Genomic DNA, 13,488 nt, shown 5'->3' on the forward strand with positions numbered 1-13,488 from the left:
TTTACATACATAAACGTCTTATCAGTGGGAGGTTTTACATGAATGATTTCGAATTAGGGAAGAAATTACATGAACAATTGGAGCGAGTAAAGGCCTATCTTTTAAAGATGGGAGCAAGTCTCCAGGATGCTGAGGATATTACCCAAGAAACGGCTTACAAATTTTTAACTTATATAGACTCCGTAAATATTGAAAATGTAGAACGTTGGCTTTTTCGTGTATCAGTTAATCAATATTACGATTTATGCCGTAAACGTAATAGACAAAAAAATATTTCATTGAAATTCAACTACAAAGAGTTATTTGAGGAATTCACCCCTGAAAAAGCAGTCCTTCAAAAAGAATTAGAAAAAGACATTTATATCCTTTTAGACCGACTCAAACCAAAATATGCACAATTTCTAATTTTAAAATACAGCATAGGCTTAAAACTAACAGAAATTGCGGCTTTGTATGATATGAAAGTAGATTCCGTCAAAACTATCATTCACAGAGCACGAAAACAATTCATAGAGGAATACAGGAGGCATCAAAATGAACGAAGAGAATGAATTTCTTCCGAAAGATCCAGATTTTCGGAAATTGGTTAAAAAGGCAAAACGAAATTCTGTTTTAAGGATTGTTATTATATCTCTAATTATAAGCATAATTGTCGTAACAGCTACTTACTTTATTGGTAACTCCATTATGATAAATAAGGTTAATGAAGAAGTGAGAAATGATGCAATATGGCACAATATCCACGGTGCCAATATAGAGGAACAAGGAACAAGTATTAATTATTCGTTGTTTTCAGCAATTTCAAAAACAGAGTTTGTCAAAAAAGTAAATGGCATTCCTGTACCCTGGGTGCCTGTAGAGAAAGTGTATTCCATCTTCGGCCAGTCAAAAATTATCATTTCAGAAGGTGCAAGTGGAACCGGAAATGTAGATCAAAAAAGAATTCCGATGTACTTTAATGGAGAAAGAGTCATTGAATTTATTCATCCAAACGTCAACTCTTCTTTATTTGATGATAGAAGCATTGTTTCCAAAATGGACGATGATAAAGTAGTAGAATTAGCTCTTTCCTTTGATAAAGGCTATAAAGTAACGGATGTCCAAAAAATATTCAATAAAAATATCTCTTGGTTTTGGGTTAATACTTATAGCGAATCAGACATAAAAAATTATAACAACTTCATTAAAGAAACAGGAAAAGATTTTACTATCATTGGTGATGATGCAATTGGTTTTCATTACATCAATCAACCAGAGAGCAAATGGGGAGCAGAATACTTCATCCGTAACCTAAAGGAACTTAAACGGAACAGTTCTTATAAAGATGTAGCCGATAAAATCATTCAAAATATTACGCATAACAACAAAGAGAAATTGTCAGCCGAAAACCTTGAAATTATAGGTGTAGTAATCACCGGAACTCCTAGCGAAATCAGAAAATTTAATAACGTGCCTTTTGTTCGAGCCGCTTCCCTAGGAGTCACTGTTGATCGATATTAAATGAAATGAAGCGTGTTATCCATGTCATTATTTGTTATGCTCCTCTTTCTCCTATTTCTTAATATTTTTCTGGTACTATACGCAGCCATTGGATAGCTTCTGACCTAATCGTCATGCTTTTGTGTTTCCCCACAGTAACGACCATAACCATTTATATTATTGGAACACAATCAGGAGAGGGAATTGGAGCAGGAGTAGCCGGAGTTATCTTTGGTATATCAACCTTTATAAATGAGGGTATTTTTTTGATTAAGGGCCTTCTCACAAGAAAAAACAGTCAGCCCGTTAAAGCCATAACACAACAAGGAGGATTATTATGAATAAAGAAATAAAAATTGCTATCGGTGTATTCGGCATATTCGCATTAGGTATCGGGCTTTTTGTTTTCTCGTTTTTACAAAGCATGAAGGCAGATGAAGATGAAGTCAAAAAGATAAAAACACAAGCACAGGAATATATAAAAAATACATTTAAAGATAAAATTATTATTTATGGCACACTATTTGATAATATGGGTAACTTCTCAACATTTGATTATGCTGCTAAAGCAGAGAACGAAAAAGATCATACACAGTTTTTAATCTATTACAACGAAGAAACAAAACAGATGGAAGACACCTATATTGCGGAGAAATGGGAAATGGAATTAGAAAACAATATACGTCCTTATATTGAGCAAAAGCTTGGGACGTTGGACAAATTTTGGGTAGAATATGATGATAGAACCGGAATAACATATCACGTTAATCCAAATAAGCCAAGTAGTTATAAAGAATACGATGCGACACCTATTATTCACATATCTGTACCTAGAAAGCCGGATAAAAAGGATGAAGAAATTTTAAACGAAATCGTATCATTTATTCAAAAAGATGCTGGATTAAAGCATGGAACGGTTTCCATGAGTTATATTAAAAATGGTGCACCATTAGACGATAAAGAGTGGTTCAAGACCTTTTAATAAGTTCTAATGAGTAAACATTACAAAAAGGGCATGAAAAAAATTAAGCATACATCATGTTTAAATGTACGCACAGCTTGCCGACTTTGTCGACAAGCTGTTTTATTATGGAGACAGGAAAAAGCGAATGAGGGGAAGAACGATGCTTCGGCCACACCAAAAAGACGGGCGCTATACCGAAATGACGGTGAAACTCGATGATCTGGTTCCTGAAGATCACTTGGTAAGAAAACTAAATTCGTCCATTGATTTTTCTTTTATCTATGATGTGGTAAAAGATCTCTATTCTCCCAGCCATGGACGTCCGAGCATTGATCCAGTGATGTTGTTTAAAATATATTTGATTCGGTATGTATTTGGGATTCGCTCGATGCGCGAAACGGTCGAACAAATCCGAACCAACGTCGCCTACCGTTGGTTTTTGGGACTTAGCCTTCATGATCCTGTTCCTCATCATTCGACGCCAAGTAAAAACTATGCGCGCCGTTTCGCCGGAACGGATGTGTTCCATCAAATTTTTTCACGGATCTTAAAAGAAGCCTTTCAACACGGATTAGTAGATCAGAACATCGTATACGTGGACTCCACTCATGTTAAAGCGAGCGCCAATAAAAAGAAGTTTATGATCGAAATGGCAGAAGTCGAAGCCAAGGCCTACCAACAAGAACTCGAAAAAGAAATCGAACGGGACCGGATCGCTCATGGGAAATCACCGTTGCCGCCGGAGACGAAAAAAAACGAGAAGTAAAAGTAAGCAAAACAAATCCAGAGAGCGGACTATTTGTGAAAAATGAACGGGAGCGAATGTTTGCCCTATTTGTATCATATAGCTTGTGATCGCCATGGATGGATTTTACAGCCTTACGTGCTGGCAGCCAATATTCACGACAATCAAGCGTTTTTTGAGCTGTTCGAACGAGTAAAGCGGGAAATCCAACCATGTCCGGAAGCCGCGTGTGTCGATGCAGGATATAAAACTCCTGCCATTGCCAAGTATTTACTCGAGCAAGTAGTAAAGCAAATTTTGACTGTACGCTCGCCCGAAAACCAAAGATGGATTTTTTCGAAAATCGGATTTTGTGTATGACGAATATTTTTGTTGTTGTTTGTGTCCTAATAGTCAAGTTCTATCTTACTCTAACCACGAATCGGAAAAGATATCGGGAATACAAATCGGACCCGTCGGTGTTCCGAAGCTGTCCGTATCTTCCTCCGTGCACACAAAGTAAGAACCACACGAAAGTAGCCACTCGCCACGTATGTCAAGACTACTATGAAGAAGCAGAGCCATTTGCGGTATGTGTCGGAATACCATGAACTCTATGCCCTTCGAAAAGAGACGGTTGAACGGGATTTCGCCGATATGAAAGAGAAACAAACATGGTCTGCGCTGGGCACAAAAAAATCAGGCACAGTCCGATGCTTGTTGGTGCTGCCATGAATTTGAGAAAACTGGTGAATTACCTATGGAAGCCGAAGCACCGTCCTTCCTTTTCACTCGTATTATTTCCTATTCTCCCTACTTTTATTGAAAACATATTCTATTTTGTCAACAGTCTGAAAAGAAGTGGAAAAACTTTTCCCACTCCTTTTGATCGTTATTGGGTTAAGGATGATTTCCGGACGACCAATACAATGCTATTGAGTAATATCATCAGCGGAACTACAATTACACATGCAATGTGAGGATAAATTAAATAGTCAAGTTTTACAACACGATCATATAATATATTTAAAATCCGTTCCCCTGAAAATTGCTTCTCATTAACTCAATACCAATCACATAAAATACACCAATAATTATAACAACAGTCAGTAAAGCATTTTTAAAATTCCCTTTTGGGCCTAATACCGCCAACACAAAAGATATGATAATTCCTAAAATCATGATTACCCTAAATATCGTTGTGAAACAACTAAAACTGAAAACATTGACATAAGGAAAAATAGTGATATTCCGATAGTTACGATTAAAGATAATTTGGGCATAACGGTTTTCAAAAAATCCCCTTCCGTACAATATAATGTTTTTTTTGTGCAACTGAATTTCTTAATAAAAAGGAATGTTTAGAATTGCAATTTCCCATTTCTTCAGTTAATTTCCATTCATTATGAATTATATGTTGGTGTATTGTATTTGTAAACATAATATCAAAAAATTTCTAAATAATATATTTGTACAATTACAAAAAATTTATTTAAGGTTCAGAGGAAGCAATCGTAAGACCGGTATTAAAGTTCAGCACGAATATGATCTCCTAAATAGACAAATAGATGCATACACTTAATTGCCAAACTGTACATTTTCTGATTGCCACTAACAGGTTCTGTATGCTTACACTCCTAGCCATAGTAAACGGTATTGATGGATTTAATTAATTTCATCATCTGTGGTGTAACAAAGCGATACATTGTTGGCTAACGGGAACAAAAACTAACATAAAAAATGGATGGAACTAGCTAAAACATGGAATATGATGAGGAAATGGATGAATTCATCTGTGCTGGGGGAAAGTGCAGTTGAAAACACTGAAATATTTAGATGCGTTGGGGCATGTTCTGTTTCTTTTCGATTTTCAATACGTCCGCCGAAAAGTTATCAAACCATATTTTGTTTGATACTCCTCCGTCATACTCGAATAAAGTTTGAAGTCTATGAAGAAAGCTTTTTAAATTTGCTTTTAGCAATACGACGATAGGCCACATTACTGTACGGGAAGGACAGAGATGGATATTTTTTTTCATAATATTCATTTAGCGGATGAGTTCATCTGTTCCAAAATCGACTTGTGCTTCGTTCTCGAGATGATATAAATCAACATACGTTTCTTTCTCCTTGATCAATTGCTTTCTGCGTTCGGAAACATACTCCGTCACAGTACGAACCCGCCGGTGAAATCACATTCATCACGCAAGCTCTAATATATCGGATCGCTGTTCAAATAATGTACGTAATGGAGTAAATAACTAATGGAGTTTCTAACGATTTCATTGCTGCATCATTCCATCATTTTCAATCTAAAGGGGGAAAGCTATCGATTACGGAAAAGAGGTTCCAACAAGAAAAACAGAAGGATCAATGAGGTCCTTCTGGAGAATTTTAAACCGGCGATTTTTTGAAAAATAATCAGCCTTAACATGTAATTATGTTTGTTATAATTTCTCCGTTCGATGTGTTCCCTTTTTAGACTTAGCATCATTAATTAATTCATCTAGTAACTTTTCCCGATTAAATCCCATAATTTTAGAAACGATAATACCATTTTCTTTTTTAATAGTAAAAGGTGTACCGTACCCACCCAAAGCTTTAAATTCCCGAAAGTATTCCTCATTTTCGTGAATATCCCTTTCTTCAAATTCAATTCCTTTTTCCGTTAGGAATTCTTTTTGTTTTTTGCAATAAATGCAGTTTTTTGTTGAATAAACGATAACTTCCATTACTACTCCTTCCCCTTTCAAGAACGTACATTTTATAAAGAAACATAATCTAAACAACCCTTTTAAGATACATTGGTTCTACCTTTTATTTGGTCTTTTAATTCCCAAAAACCTGGTGTAGAATCGACATCGTATTCTCTAATATACTTAATCAACTTATATCTTAACTCTTGTGCAAGATCTTCTCTTTCTCCATATTTAGTAAGGGATAATGTTTTTTTTAATTTTGGCTCAAACAAATTCATGATTTCTTCTAACGCCTGATTATTGCTTTTAGATGCTTTTAATAATTCATATAACATAGCGGAGTTCACTCCTTTTTTGACTCTTTAATAACTTCACTTAACTGATTAATGACTATCTCTAATCTTTCCAGTTTCTTTTCAAAGCGTAAAAACAAGTAGATGGTAATCGCTATCGGAAATCCAAAGTTGCCTACAATTGTTATCCATTGAGGAACTTCGACTACAGTCATTTTCTAGTTCCCTCCTCTTTTTCTTTGATAAATTTATAAATATTTTCTAATGCTTTTTTGTGCATCTTAGAAATTGCTTGTTGCGATTTGTTTAATAATTTTCCAATTTCTGTGTCTGTAAGGCCTTTCACGTATGCCAAATTAATAACTTCTCTCTGTTTATCCGATAATGTTAGAATAGCCTCATAAAGAACAGGGTCTTCAATATAATCCGTTATATCATCACTTTTTATGATATGTTCTACTTGTATTTCCGTTTGAGAGTCAGCAATCATGTCTTTAAATGACGTATCTTCTTCATCCTTCATTGGCTTATCAAGTGTCAAAATATATCGATTCAACACTTTACGGTACTGTTTATCAAAATTGATTGCGTTAAAATATAAGGTTGAAGAGATAAACGATGTAAATCTTATACCTGAATAAAACTTTTTAAATTCGTTGTCTAATAACTCTTTATTTTCTTTTGTAGGATAACAAATAACTTCCAGAAGCAATTTCTCGTTCTTCTCATCATTTAGAAATGATTTGATTATCGTATTCTCTAAAAATGCCTTGTTCTCTTTCTTGAACTTTTCTACATCTTGAATACAAGCTTCGTCAAATCTGTCTAGATTCATAATCTCTCCCACCTTCCTGAATAGGAGAATGAACGTACGTTCTGTTTTTATGTTCAAAAAAATGACCAACTGAAAACTTAGCCATGAAGGAAAATAATTTTTTTATTTTATTTAAATATTCAAAAATATTATACCATTTATTATCATTTATTTGGATTAATTACACAAATCTCCATAATTTTGTTAGAAATTCTAGCTGATTCTTTTACTAACTCCAAAAGGAACTCCCTTTCCTCTTCTGATGAATTTTCATCTAAGCATTTCGTAAAGAAGGCTTGAGTTTTTCTAGCTTCACAAAAACATTTGAGTAACATATCCCTTTTTAGTGTTTCCATTTTTTATTCCCCTCTATTTCTGAGCATTGTTTTTTCTCCAAATTCAACCAATAAATTTCTTTATTGTGATTTATTTTAATAGGAGTTGTATGTTCCATGAACAATCGATAGGTTTCCATGTCATTTAGTTCCCTTCCGAATAAATCTTCGTATTCCTTGATTAATAAAGCGATGGCTCCGGCTACATGAGGTGCATCCATTGAAATACCAGACAAGGTAGTATAATTGTTATTTAAAAAAGAAGAATAAATATTGATTCCTGGGGCATAAAAAGTTTCGATAGTATTAGAAAAGTCAGCAACCTCATTTAATTTACTGATTGCGCCAACTTCTATTACTTCTTTATAAGCCCCCGGATACCGATATTCATTTGTTTCTAATTTCCATCTCCATCATTACCCGATGCCGCTACGACCAAGATATTATGTGCGATGGCTCTCTTAACTGCTTCATATAGATCAGAGGTAGGTATTTTTGAACTTAAAGATAGTGAAATAATCTTTACCCTCTCACCAGTTGTACCTCTCCAATCAACAGCGTAGCGAATTGCGTCAACTAGTGAGCGTATTGAACCTCCTTCAAATTGATCTAGCACTTTTAAAATGAGTAACTTTACATTTGTAGCCACTCCCATTATCCCCTTACCGTTTCTAGAACCAGCTATTATTCCTGCAACATGGGTTCCATGTCCATTTGTGTCTTCGATAATACTGATATCACCCCCATGTTCTTATGTAAAATTATATCCTCTTGTTATTCTATCTTTTAAATCAGGATGGTTTGTTTCACAACCAGTATCAAGTACGGCAATCACTACCCTTTTTCCTGTGTAACCGTGATTCCATTTATATTGTGAACCGATATCTAAGATATTTGGGGGATATTTCTTCTGAAGGTATATTTTTTGAGGATGAAATAATTTTTTATGGATTGAACGGCAGAAGTTTTACTTCGTTTTCCCTATATCTAAAAACCTCCTATAGCTTTTTTTAGGATGACTCTCTTTATAAAGAAATTCGCAAAAAAATTTCCACAACCATTTTTGCAAAATCAATAAATTTATTGTTAATAGCTAGAAACTTCATTTGTATTGCTACGCTATGTAGAACCAATTATCCAATATAGTTTAAGCCCATATAATTGTGCAAAAAGGAAAATAGAAAAAGAGCCATGTTGCTTCCCATTTGGCAGAATAAACAGTGGATCAAAAACACCAAACAAGGAGAAACGCAACAATGGCCCAATATCACATTACCGTGAACTTTTGCATGGGTTATTAACCAGAGGTGAGGGATCAGCTAAGCTGCTGGAATAAGTCTTAAATCAAATTCTCGAAGCGCAAGTGGAAGAACAGCTGGGGGCTCGCCGTTATGAACGAACGGAAGAACGAAAAGAATATCGCAACAGTTCGTATCCACGCCAGCTGATGACCCGGGTGGACGGTTGTTGATCTTGCGCGTTCCACGGACAAGAGATGGGGAGTTCTCCACTGAACTGTTTCAACGGAGCGAAGAGGCTTTAGTACTCGCACTAATGGAAATGGTTATAAACGGAGTGTCTACCCGAAAAATCACCCAAATCACAGAAGAGTTGTGCGGCACTTCGTTTTCCAAATCCACGGTCTCCCTCACTGTGCAAAGGGCTCGAAAAAATACCACCTTTTAACTAAAATAATGTTGTTTAAATCTTGATGGCTATTTAGCATAAAATTGTTAAATAAACATGTATACGGTTATATGTGATTTTCTAATTAGATAATATTCTTCCATTTCCGTCTAATGAAGCTCTTCGCTTTCCTTTCTTATCTTTTAGTTTCCATTTTCTACCTACATGACGAGCGGTATCTTTTTCAATTATCCAACCGGTTTTAGGCTCTTTATATGCTTGTTTTACCTTTTACTTTTTGCTTAAACTTTCCTAAATCAATACTTCCAAATTGATTCGCCGCATTGTATGAATAGGAAGTTGTTGTACTGCTTCCATCTTTGGTGACAATTTTTCGTGCGGTTTCCAACTGAATCATATTCATAAGTAATGACTGTACCATCCAGCAACGTTTCACGAACTAATTGATTCAGCTCATCATATTGATACGAAATGGTACCATGATTGGTAACAATACTTTCTATATTGTTATTTTGATCGTAGTAATACGTATATGAATGGAACGCTGCACCATTTGCCAGTTTGTTAGTGAGAGTTTTTAAACGATTAGCCTGATCAAACTCTATATTAATGAGTGGACATTTTTAATTGCCATTGATACATTTCCTATTTGCCAAAAACATTCCAAACCTTAATTCAAAATTACTTTACATAACTGCCCATCATTTCAATAAGTCTCTTCCGCAATATGACTCTTTAATGGAGCAATATATCTGGAGTCTTGAAACAACATTTTTGTTACTCAACAATTCAGTAAACATACAAACAAAAAATGATCAAAATTGCGCATAAAGCGGGGATAATTCTGTCATTTACATATTTCATCAAAAAATGGCAGAAATCTACCCACATAAATAAAGATGAGTTTTATGGAGAAACTCTATAGCTTTGGAAGTGCAAATATGTAGCCCTTCTCATTTGAGAAGGTTTTTTATTATTTCCAGGAAGTGTTAAAATGACCGAGATTTTATAAAACAATATTTTAGAAGAACACAAGCAACAGTGAACATGACTTTTTCTGAACCTGTATAGCTTAGTGAACTTTAATTTCATGTTGATTTTAGACCACAGAAAAAGACCGAAATCAATCGGTCTTTTTTTGTATGTCCTGTTCAACTATCGCCAACCGTTAGTTGAACAGCTCATCATTAAACTAACTTCTTCACAAATAAAACTCTATCTTGATTTGGTCCATCATAATCAGCATATACAGAAACTCCGTCCATTTCTTTATCTCCGTTTTTCTCGATTTCAAATCCCATTTTTGTATGAAATGCAATGGAAACTTTGTTCACTGGTGAAGTTACACAACGGACGATATTCCGGCCATTCTTTTTCACAATATGAAAAAATTCATTGTAAAGTCGTTTTCCAATATCTTGTTTCCTATAATCTGGATGAACCCCAACAAAGTGTATATATGCTTCTTATGGATATGTTTGGGATAGAAAACCTATCAAAAATCCAACGATTTTTCCATCTTTTTCGGCAATGAAACTTGTATTTTTAAAATGTTCGAAGAATAATTTTGGCAACTTATCAGACATCTGTCTTCCGCCCCACCACTCATTGATTAGTGGAGATATTACATAGTAGTCTGACCCTTTCACTGAACGAATTTCCATCTTAATCCCCCTAATTGTAAAAGTACGACTATCATAAAGGCAAATTTAGTGTTATTCTTCAACTAATCCGCCCGTTAGCCGACCATGAAGCGAGCTTCACCATAAATGATGGAAGCTAATCTGTTCTTCCGTGCGAGCTGAATGAACTTATCTAGTCCCATCAACAACAAGGTCTGCTCTTTCGTGTGGTTTGTGTTTTTCAACATAAATATCTTCACAAATTATTTTCCCACATATCACGAGCTTTTTCTCCGTCTCTTTGCAAACCTCTCGCAAGCCGTATTTCTCTTGGACAATCAACCCAAATTGTGAAATCGTATTTTTCTGATAATTCTTTGCGAATGGAGTACACACCTTCTATTATCACAATGCCACCAACAGGAACCATACGCCATTCTGCTAAACTGTCAGTTTCCCAATCATATCGTTGATAATACCCCTCTTTATCTTGGCTAATGGGTTCAAGCACTTGATTTAATACACGTTTCCAATCAAAATCTGCACCGACAGGCTTTTTTGTTGGGTGCGTATTTATAATTTGAGCAGAAGGAAGATAAAAATCATCCATATGAACAATCGTTACATTAGAACATTCTTCTTTTAATTTATCAGATAATGTGCTTTTTCCTGAGCCCCCACAACCATCTATTCCGATTAGAAGCGTAGATTGTTTTCTGGGAATTTTGTCTATAGACCTTACCAATTGTTCGAAAGTTTTAAATTTACCTTTTTTTGTTATCAAATTCACTAAATCACCACCTTTCAATCCGCTAAAATATTACGATATTCTATGTTTAAAGCAGGATTACTCGCGTAGCATTACATTAATGTTAATAAATTAGGTAGCAGCAGTAACAAGAACTAAACTTCCCGCAAAAATATTATTGCTTCATTATGTAACAAATAGCTCTGAACGGAAGTTTGGCAAAAAATTTTTCGTGTTTGAAGGGCTTCCTACACAAAATACCAATCAGATTTACATCTGGTGCCAGCTTCGGCGGTTGTTTTCGCCAAGCAGATCAAAACTTTTATAGTTGTCGTTCCCTATTTAAATGATAAGTAATGCATCCCTTTGAATCGTTACATTCACCGGAGTTTTCATGAGAATCTCGCCATCGCCTTGTACAATAACTGGAAATTCAGAGATAACTTCTACTTGTTTTCCTTTGATCATGGTTACACCAGAATGAAAAAGATGTTTGCCTTTATACGCCTTCGGAAAAGTGCGCAACAAATCCCATTTTGTTATGCTGTGTACGATACAAATGTCGAAAAGTCCATCATTATAACAAGCATCCGGACATATTCTAATACCCCCACCATAATTTGGAATATTAGCAATAGCAATTAACCATACATTAAAAAAAACTAGGTTCTCCCCATCAACCTTTAATTGAATGTTGACAGGGCGATATTTTAATAAAACATGCAAGAAACTAAGCCCATAGGAAAGAGCACCCAATCTAATGAAATTTAACCATTTTTTATATTTGGAATCATTATTTACCTCGGCCACTTTGCCATCAAAACCGATCCCCGCTACAGTGATGCAGTATTCTTCGCCAATTCTTCCAATATCGATTTTTCTTTGCTTTCCCATTAAAATACGTTCTAGTGCTTTTTTATAATCCATTGGTATATCAAGAGCTCTTGCAAAATCATTTCCCGATCCTGCAGGAATAACACCTAAAGGTATATTCGAACCGATTAACCCGTTAGCAACATCATGAACTGTACCATCTCCACCTACAGCGACAACCGCATAACATTTTTCAGAAGACAGCTCCTTAGCGATTTCCACTGCATGTTTTGGACGTTCGGTAAAACGGACTTGATAATTTATCCGTTTCTCTTGAAGCAACTTCTCAACTTTTTTCCAAACTTTTAGTCCTTTTCCGTTTCCCGAGATTTTATTGACGATAAAATAATACATAAACAGATCTTTCCTTTTTATTAGAAATCGCAACAATTCGCAGGACATGCGAAAATCGGTTTATTGTGCCATTCCATAACTAGGATTGTTTTCATTAATTTTACCATTTCACCATCTATTTTTTAATAGCAATTTTTCCCCTTTGATCAGGAAAATATGCAAAGTTATCTAACGCGGGACAAATATGAACGGGAATCACTGGAAAATACAAGGGATTGATGTTGCTTTTTCTTTGCCTAAATTTACTGCCATATCCTTAGAAAAATTTATTGTCAACTTATGCATGTATTTCTCTAAGCTCTCTTGAGCGATTCATAACAGCCTCTGCAAGTACAGTATAATTGGAACATTTAAGTTCATCTAAATACATTATTGGCCCAACCACAATTTTTACCGTCTTTCGAAGCCACTTTTTCGTATCCATATAAATAATCGCCACCGGAAGAACAGGTGCCCCTGTTTTTACCCCTAAAAAAGCCACCCCTTTTTTCGGTTTGACAATCTCCCCATTTTTACATCTTTTACCTTCCGGGAAAATTCCAAGCACTCCCCCGTTTTCAATCACCTTTAAGGCACGGCGGACAGGGCGAATGACAATTCCACTTTGTCGGTCCACAGGAATAGCATGAAGTTTTTGAAAAAACCAATTGGCAATACGTCGCTGAAACAGTTCCTTCTTCGCTAAAAAATGAATTTTTCGGTTAAAGATACTGAAAAGAATAACAGGATCATAATTGCTTGTATGGTTTGCTGCTACAATGACTGGACCAGTTTTAGGGAAATTTTTGATGCCAATTACTTCAATTCGAAAAATGAAACATAAGATTATTTTGGAAATCCATTTCATGCTTGTATAGAACATGCTTCTTCACCCATTACCATAAGAAAAACGTTGTTTAAATTCGCTATTATGTATAATTTGCTACTCCAAAGTAC

The 13,488-nt window shown here is 35.2% G+C and carries 12 protein-coding genes and 6 pseudogenes; 6 read left to right on the forward strand and 12 right to left on the reverse strand.

The genetic code is table 11. The features are described from left to right. Positions 1-38 precede the first annotated feature (38 nt). The 4 genes and pseudogenes from MWM02_RS09755 to MWM02_RS09770 all read left to right on the forward strand — a co-directional run. Positions 39-551, forward strand: coding sequence for an RNA polymerase sigma factor (locus MWM02_RS09755; RefSeq protein WP_064550515.1), 513 nt, complete (start codon positions 39-41; stop codon positions 549-551). Beyond that, positions 535-1,500, forward strand: coding sequence for an anti sigma factor C-terminal domain-containing protein (locus MWM02_RS09760; protein WP_064550516.1), 966 nt, complete (start codon positions 535-537; stop codon positions 1,498-1,500). The genes MWM02_RS09755 and MWM02_RS09760 overlap by 17 nt, the downstream gene beginning before the upstream one ends. Before the next feature lie 316 nt (positions 1,501-1,816). Next, positions 1,817-2,461 (forward strand): hypothetical protein, encoded by a 645-nt coding sequence (locus MWM02_RS09765; protein ID WP_064550517.1) that lies wholly within the window; start codon positions 1,817-1,819, stop codon positions 2,459-2,461. 142 nt (positions 2,462-2,603) lie between these two features. Continuing rightward, positions 2,604-3,934, forward strand: a pseudogene (locus MWM02_RS09770) (IS1182 family transposase); the annotation flags it as partial. A 1,281-nt stretch (positions 3,935-5,215) separates the two neighbouring features. Here the strand turns inward: MWM02_RS09770 and MWM02_RS19390 are convergent. Beyond that, on the reverse strand, positions 5,216-5,338 hold the full coding sequence (locus tag MWM02_RS19390; RefSeq protein WP_256462213.1) for a hypothetical protein: 123 nt from the start codon (positions 5,336-5,338) through the stop codon (positions 5,216-5,218). Positions 5,339-5,452: 114 nt separating this feature from the next. Between MWM02_RS19390 and MWM02_RS09775 the strand changes: the two are divergent. Then, positions 5,453-5,544 (forward strand): annotated as a pseudogene (locus tag MWM02_RS09775) (AAA family ATPase); the annotation flags it as partial. A gap of 70 nt (positions 5,545-5,614) precedes the next feature. On the opposite strand, the gene MWM02_RS09780 reads toward MWM02_RS09775, so the two are convergent. The 7 genes and pseudogenes from MWM02_RS09780 to MWM02_RS19320 form a co-directional block, all read right to left on the reverse strand. After that, positions 5,615-5,899: a glutaredoxin family protein gene (locus MWM02_RS09780; RefSeq protein WP_064553793.1), complete on the reverse strand. Its 285-nt coding sequence runs from the start codon at positions 5,897-5,899 to the stop codon at positions 5,615-5,617. Positions 5,900-5,961: 62 nt separating this feature from the next. Further along, on the reverse strand, positions 5,962-6,201 hold the full coding sequence (locus MWM02_RS09785) for a helix-turn-helix domain-containing protein (protein WP_064553790.1): 240 nt from the start codon (positions 6,199-6,201) through the stop codon (positions 5,962-5,964). Between the two features lie 8 nt (positions 6,202-6,209). Continuing rightward, positions 6,210-6,374 carry a YvrJ family protein gene (locus MWM02_RS09790; protein WP_081260553.1) on the reverse strand — a complete coding sequence of 55 codons (165 nt, stop codon included), beginning with the start codon at positions 6,372-6,374 and terminating at the stop codon, positions 6,210-6,212. Continuing rightward, on the reverse strand, positions 6,371-6,994 hold the full coding sequence (locus MWM02_RS09795) for a sigma-70 family RNA polymerase sigma factor (RefSeq protein WP_064553788.1): 624 nt from the start codon (positions 6,992-6,994) through the stop codon (positions 6,371-6,373). The genes MWM02_RS09790 and MWM02_RS09795 overlap by 4 nt, the downstream gene beginning before the upstream one ends. Before the next feature lie 143 nt (positions 6,995-7,137). Continuing rightward, positions 7,138-7,329, reverse strand: coding sequence for a hypothetical protein (locus tag MWM02_RS09800; protein WP_064553786.1), 192 nt, complete (start codon positions 7,327-7,329; stop codon positions 7,138-7,140). Next, the gene (locus MWM02_RS19625; RefSeq protein WP_481861772.1) at positions 7,317-7,664 is read right to left on the reverse strand and encodes a S8 family serine peptidase; all 348 of its coding nucleotides are present in this window, start codon (positions 7,662-7,664) and stop codon (positions 7,317-7,319) included. Before MWM02_RS19625 ends, MWM02_RS09800 begins: the two co-directional genes overlap by 13 nt. 41 nt (positions 7,665-7,705) lie before the next feature. Then, positions 7,706-8,143: pseudogene (locus tag MWM02_RS19320) on the reverse strand (S8 family serine peptidase). A 429-nt stretch (positions 8,144-8,572) separates the two neighbouring features. On the opposite strand from MWM02_RS19320, the pseudogene MWM02_RS09810 reads away from it, so the two are divergent. Further along, a pseudogene (locus MWM02_RS09810) lies at positions 8,573-8,955 on the forward strand (transposase); the annotation flags it as partial. A gap of 1,187 nt (positions 8,956-10,142) precedes the next feature. Here the strand turns inward: MWM02_RS09810 and MWM02_RS09815 are convergent. From MWM02_RS09815 to MWM02_RS09830, 4 genes and pseudogenes are all read right to left on the reverse strand, one after another. After that, a pseudogene (locus MWM02_RS09815) lies at positions 10,143-10,619 on the reverse strand (N-acetyltransferase family protein). 147 nt (positions 10,620-10,766) lie between these two features. Further along, positions 10,767-11,322 (reverse strand): annotated as a pseudogene (locus MWM02_RS09820) (uridine kinase family protein). 345 nt (positions 11,323-11,667) lie between these two features. Beyond that, positions 11,668-12,600 (reverse strand): diacylglycerol/lipid kinase family protein, encoded by a 933-nt coding sequence (locus tag MWM02_RS09825; protein ID WP_256462214.1) that lies wholly within the window; start codon positions 12,598-12,600, stop codon positions 11,668-11,670. A gap of 229 nt (positions 12,601-12,829) precedes the next feature. Then, positions 12,830-13,399 carry a lysophospholipid acyltransferase family protein gene (locus tag MWM02_RS09830; RefSeq protein WP_244403569.1) on the reverse strand — a complete coding sequence of 190 codons (570 nt, stop codon included), beginning with the start codon at positions 13,397-13,399 and terminating at the stop codon, positions 12,830-12,832. Positions 13,400-13,488 lie beyond the last annotated feature (89 nt).

The organism is Parageobacillus sp. KH3-4, assembly GCF_022846435.1.
GTDB lineage: Bacteria > Bacillota > Bacilli > Bacillales > Anoxybacillaceae > Parageobacillus > Parageobacillus thermoglucosidasius_A.

Bases quoted from the DNA above. Each gene is read 5' to 3' on its own strand.
- MWM02_RS09755 (WP_064550515.1), top strand. From the start codon at position 39: ATGAATGATTTCGAATTAGGGAAGAAATTACATGAACAATTGGAGCGA.
- MWM02_RS09760 (WP_064550516.1), top strand. From the start codon at position 535: ATGAACGAAGAGAATGAATTTCTTCCGAAAGATCCAGATTTTCGGAAA.
- MWM02_RS09765 (WP_064550517.1), top strand. From the start codon at position 1,817: ATGAATAAAGAAATAAAAATTGCTATCGGTGTATTCGGCATATTCGCA.
- MWM02_RS09780 (WP_064553793.1), bottom strand. From the start codon at position 5,899: ATGGAAGTTATCGTTTATTCAACAAAAAACTGCATTTATTGCAAAAAA.
- MWM02_RS09785 (WP_064553790.1), bottom strand. From the start codon at position 6,201: ATGTTATATGAATTATTAAAAGCATCTAAAAGCAATAATCAGGCGTTA.
- MWM02_RS09790 (WP_081260553.1), bottom strand. From the start codon at position 6,374: ATGACTGTAGTCGAAGTTCCTCAATGGATAACAATTGTAGGCAACTTT.
- MWM02_RS09795 (WP_064553788.1), bottom strand. From the start codon at position 6,994: ATGAATCTAGACAGATTTGACGAAGCTTGTATTCAAGATGTAGAAAAG.
- MWM02_RS09800 (WP_064553786.1), bottom strand. From the start codon at position 7,329: ATGGAAACACTAAAAAGGGATATGTTACTCAAATGTTTTTGTGAAGCT.
- MWM02_RS09825 (WP_256462214.1), bottom strand. From the start codon at position 12,600: ATGTCCTGCGAATTGTTGCGATTTCTAATAAAAAGGAAAGATCTGTTT.
- MWM02_RS09830 (WP_244403569.1), bottom strand. From the start codon at position 13,399: ATGAAATGGATTTCCAAAATAATCTTATGTTTCATTTTTCGAATTGAA.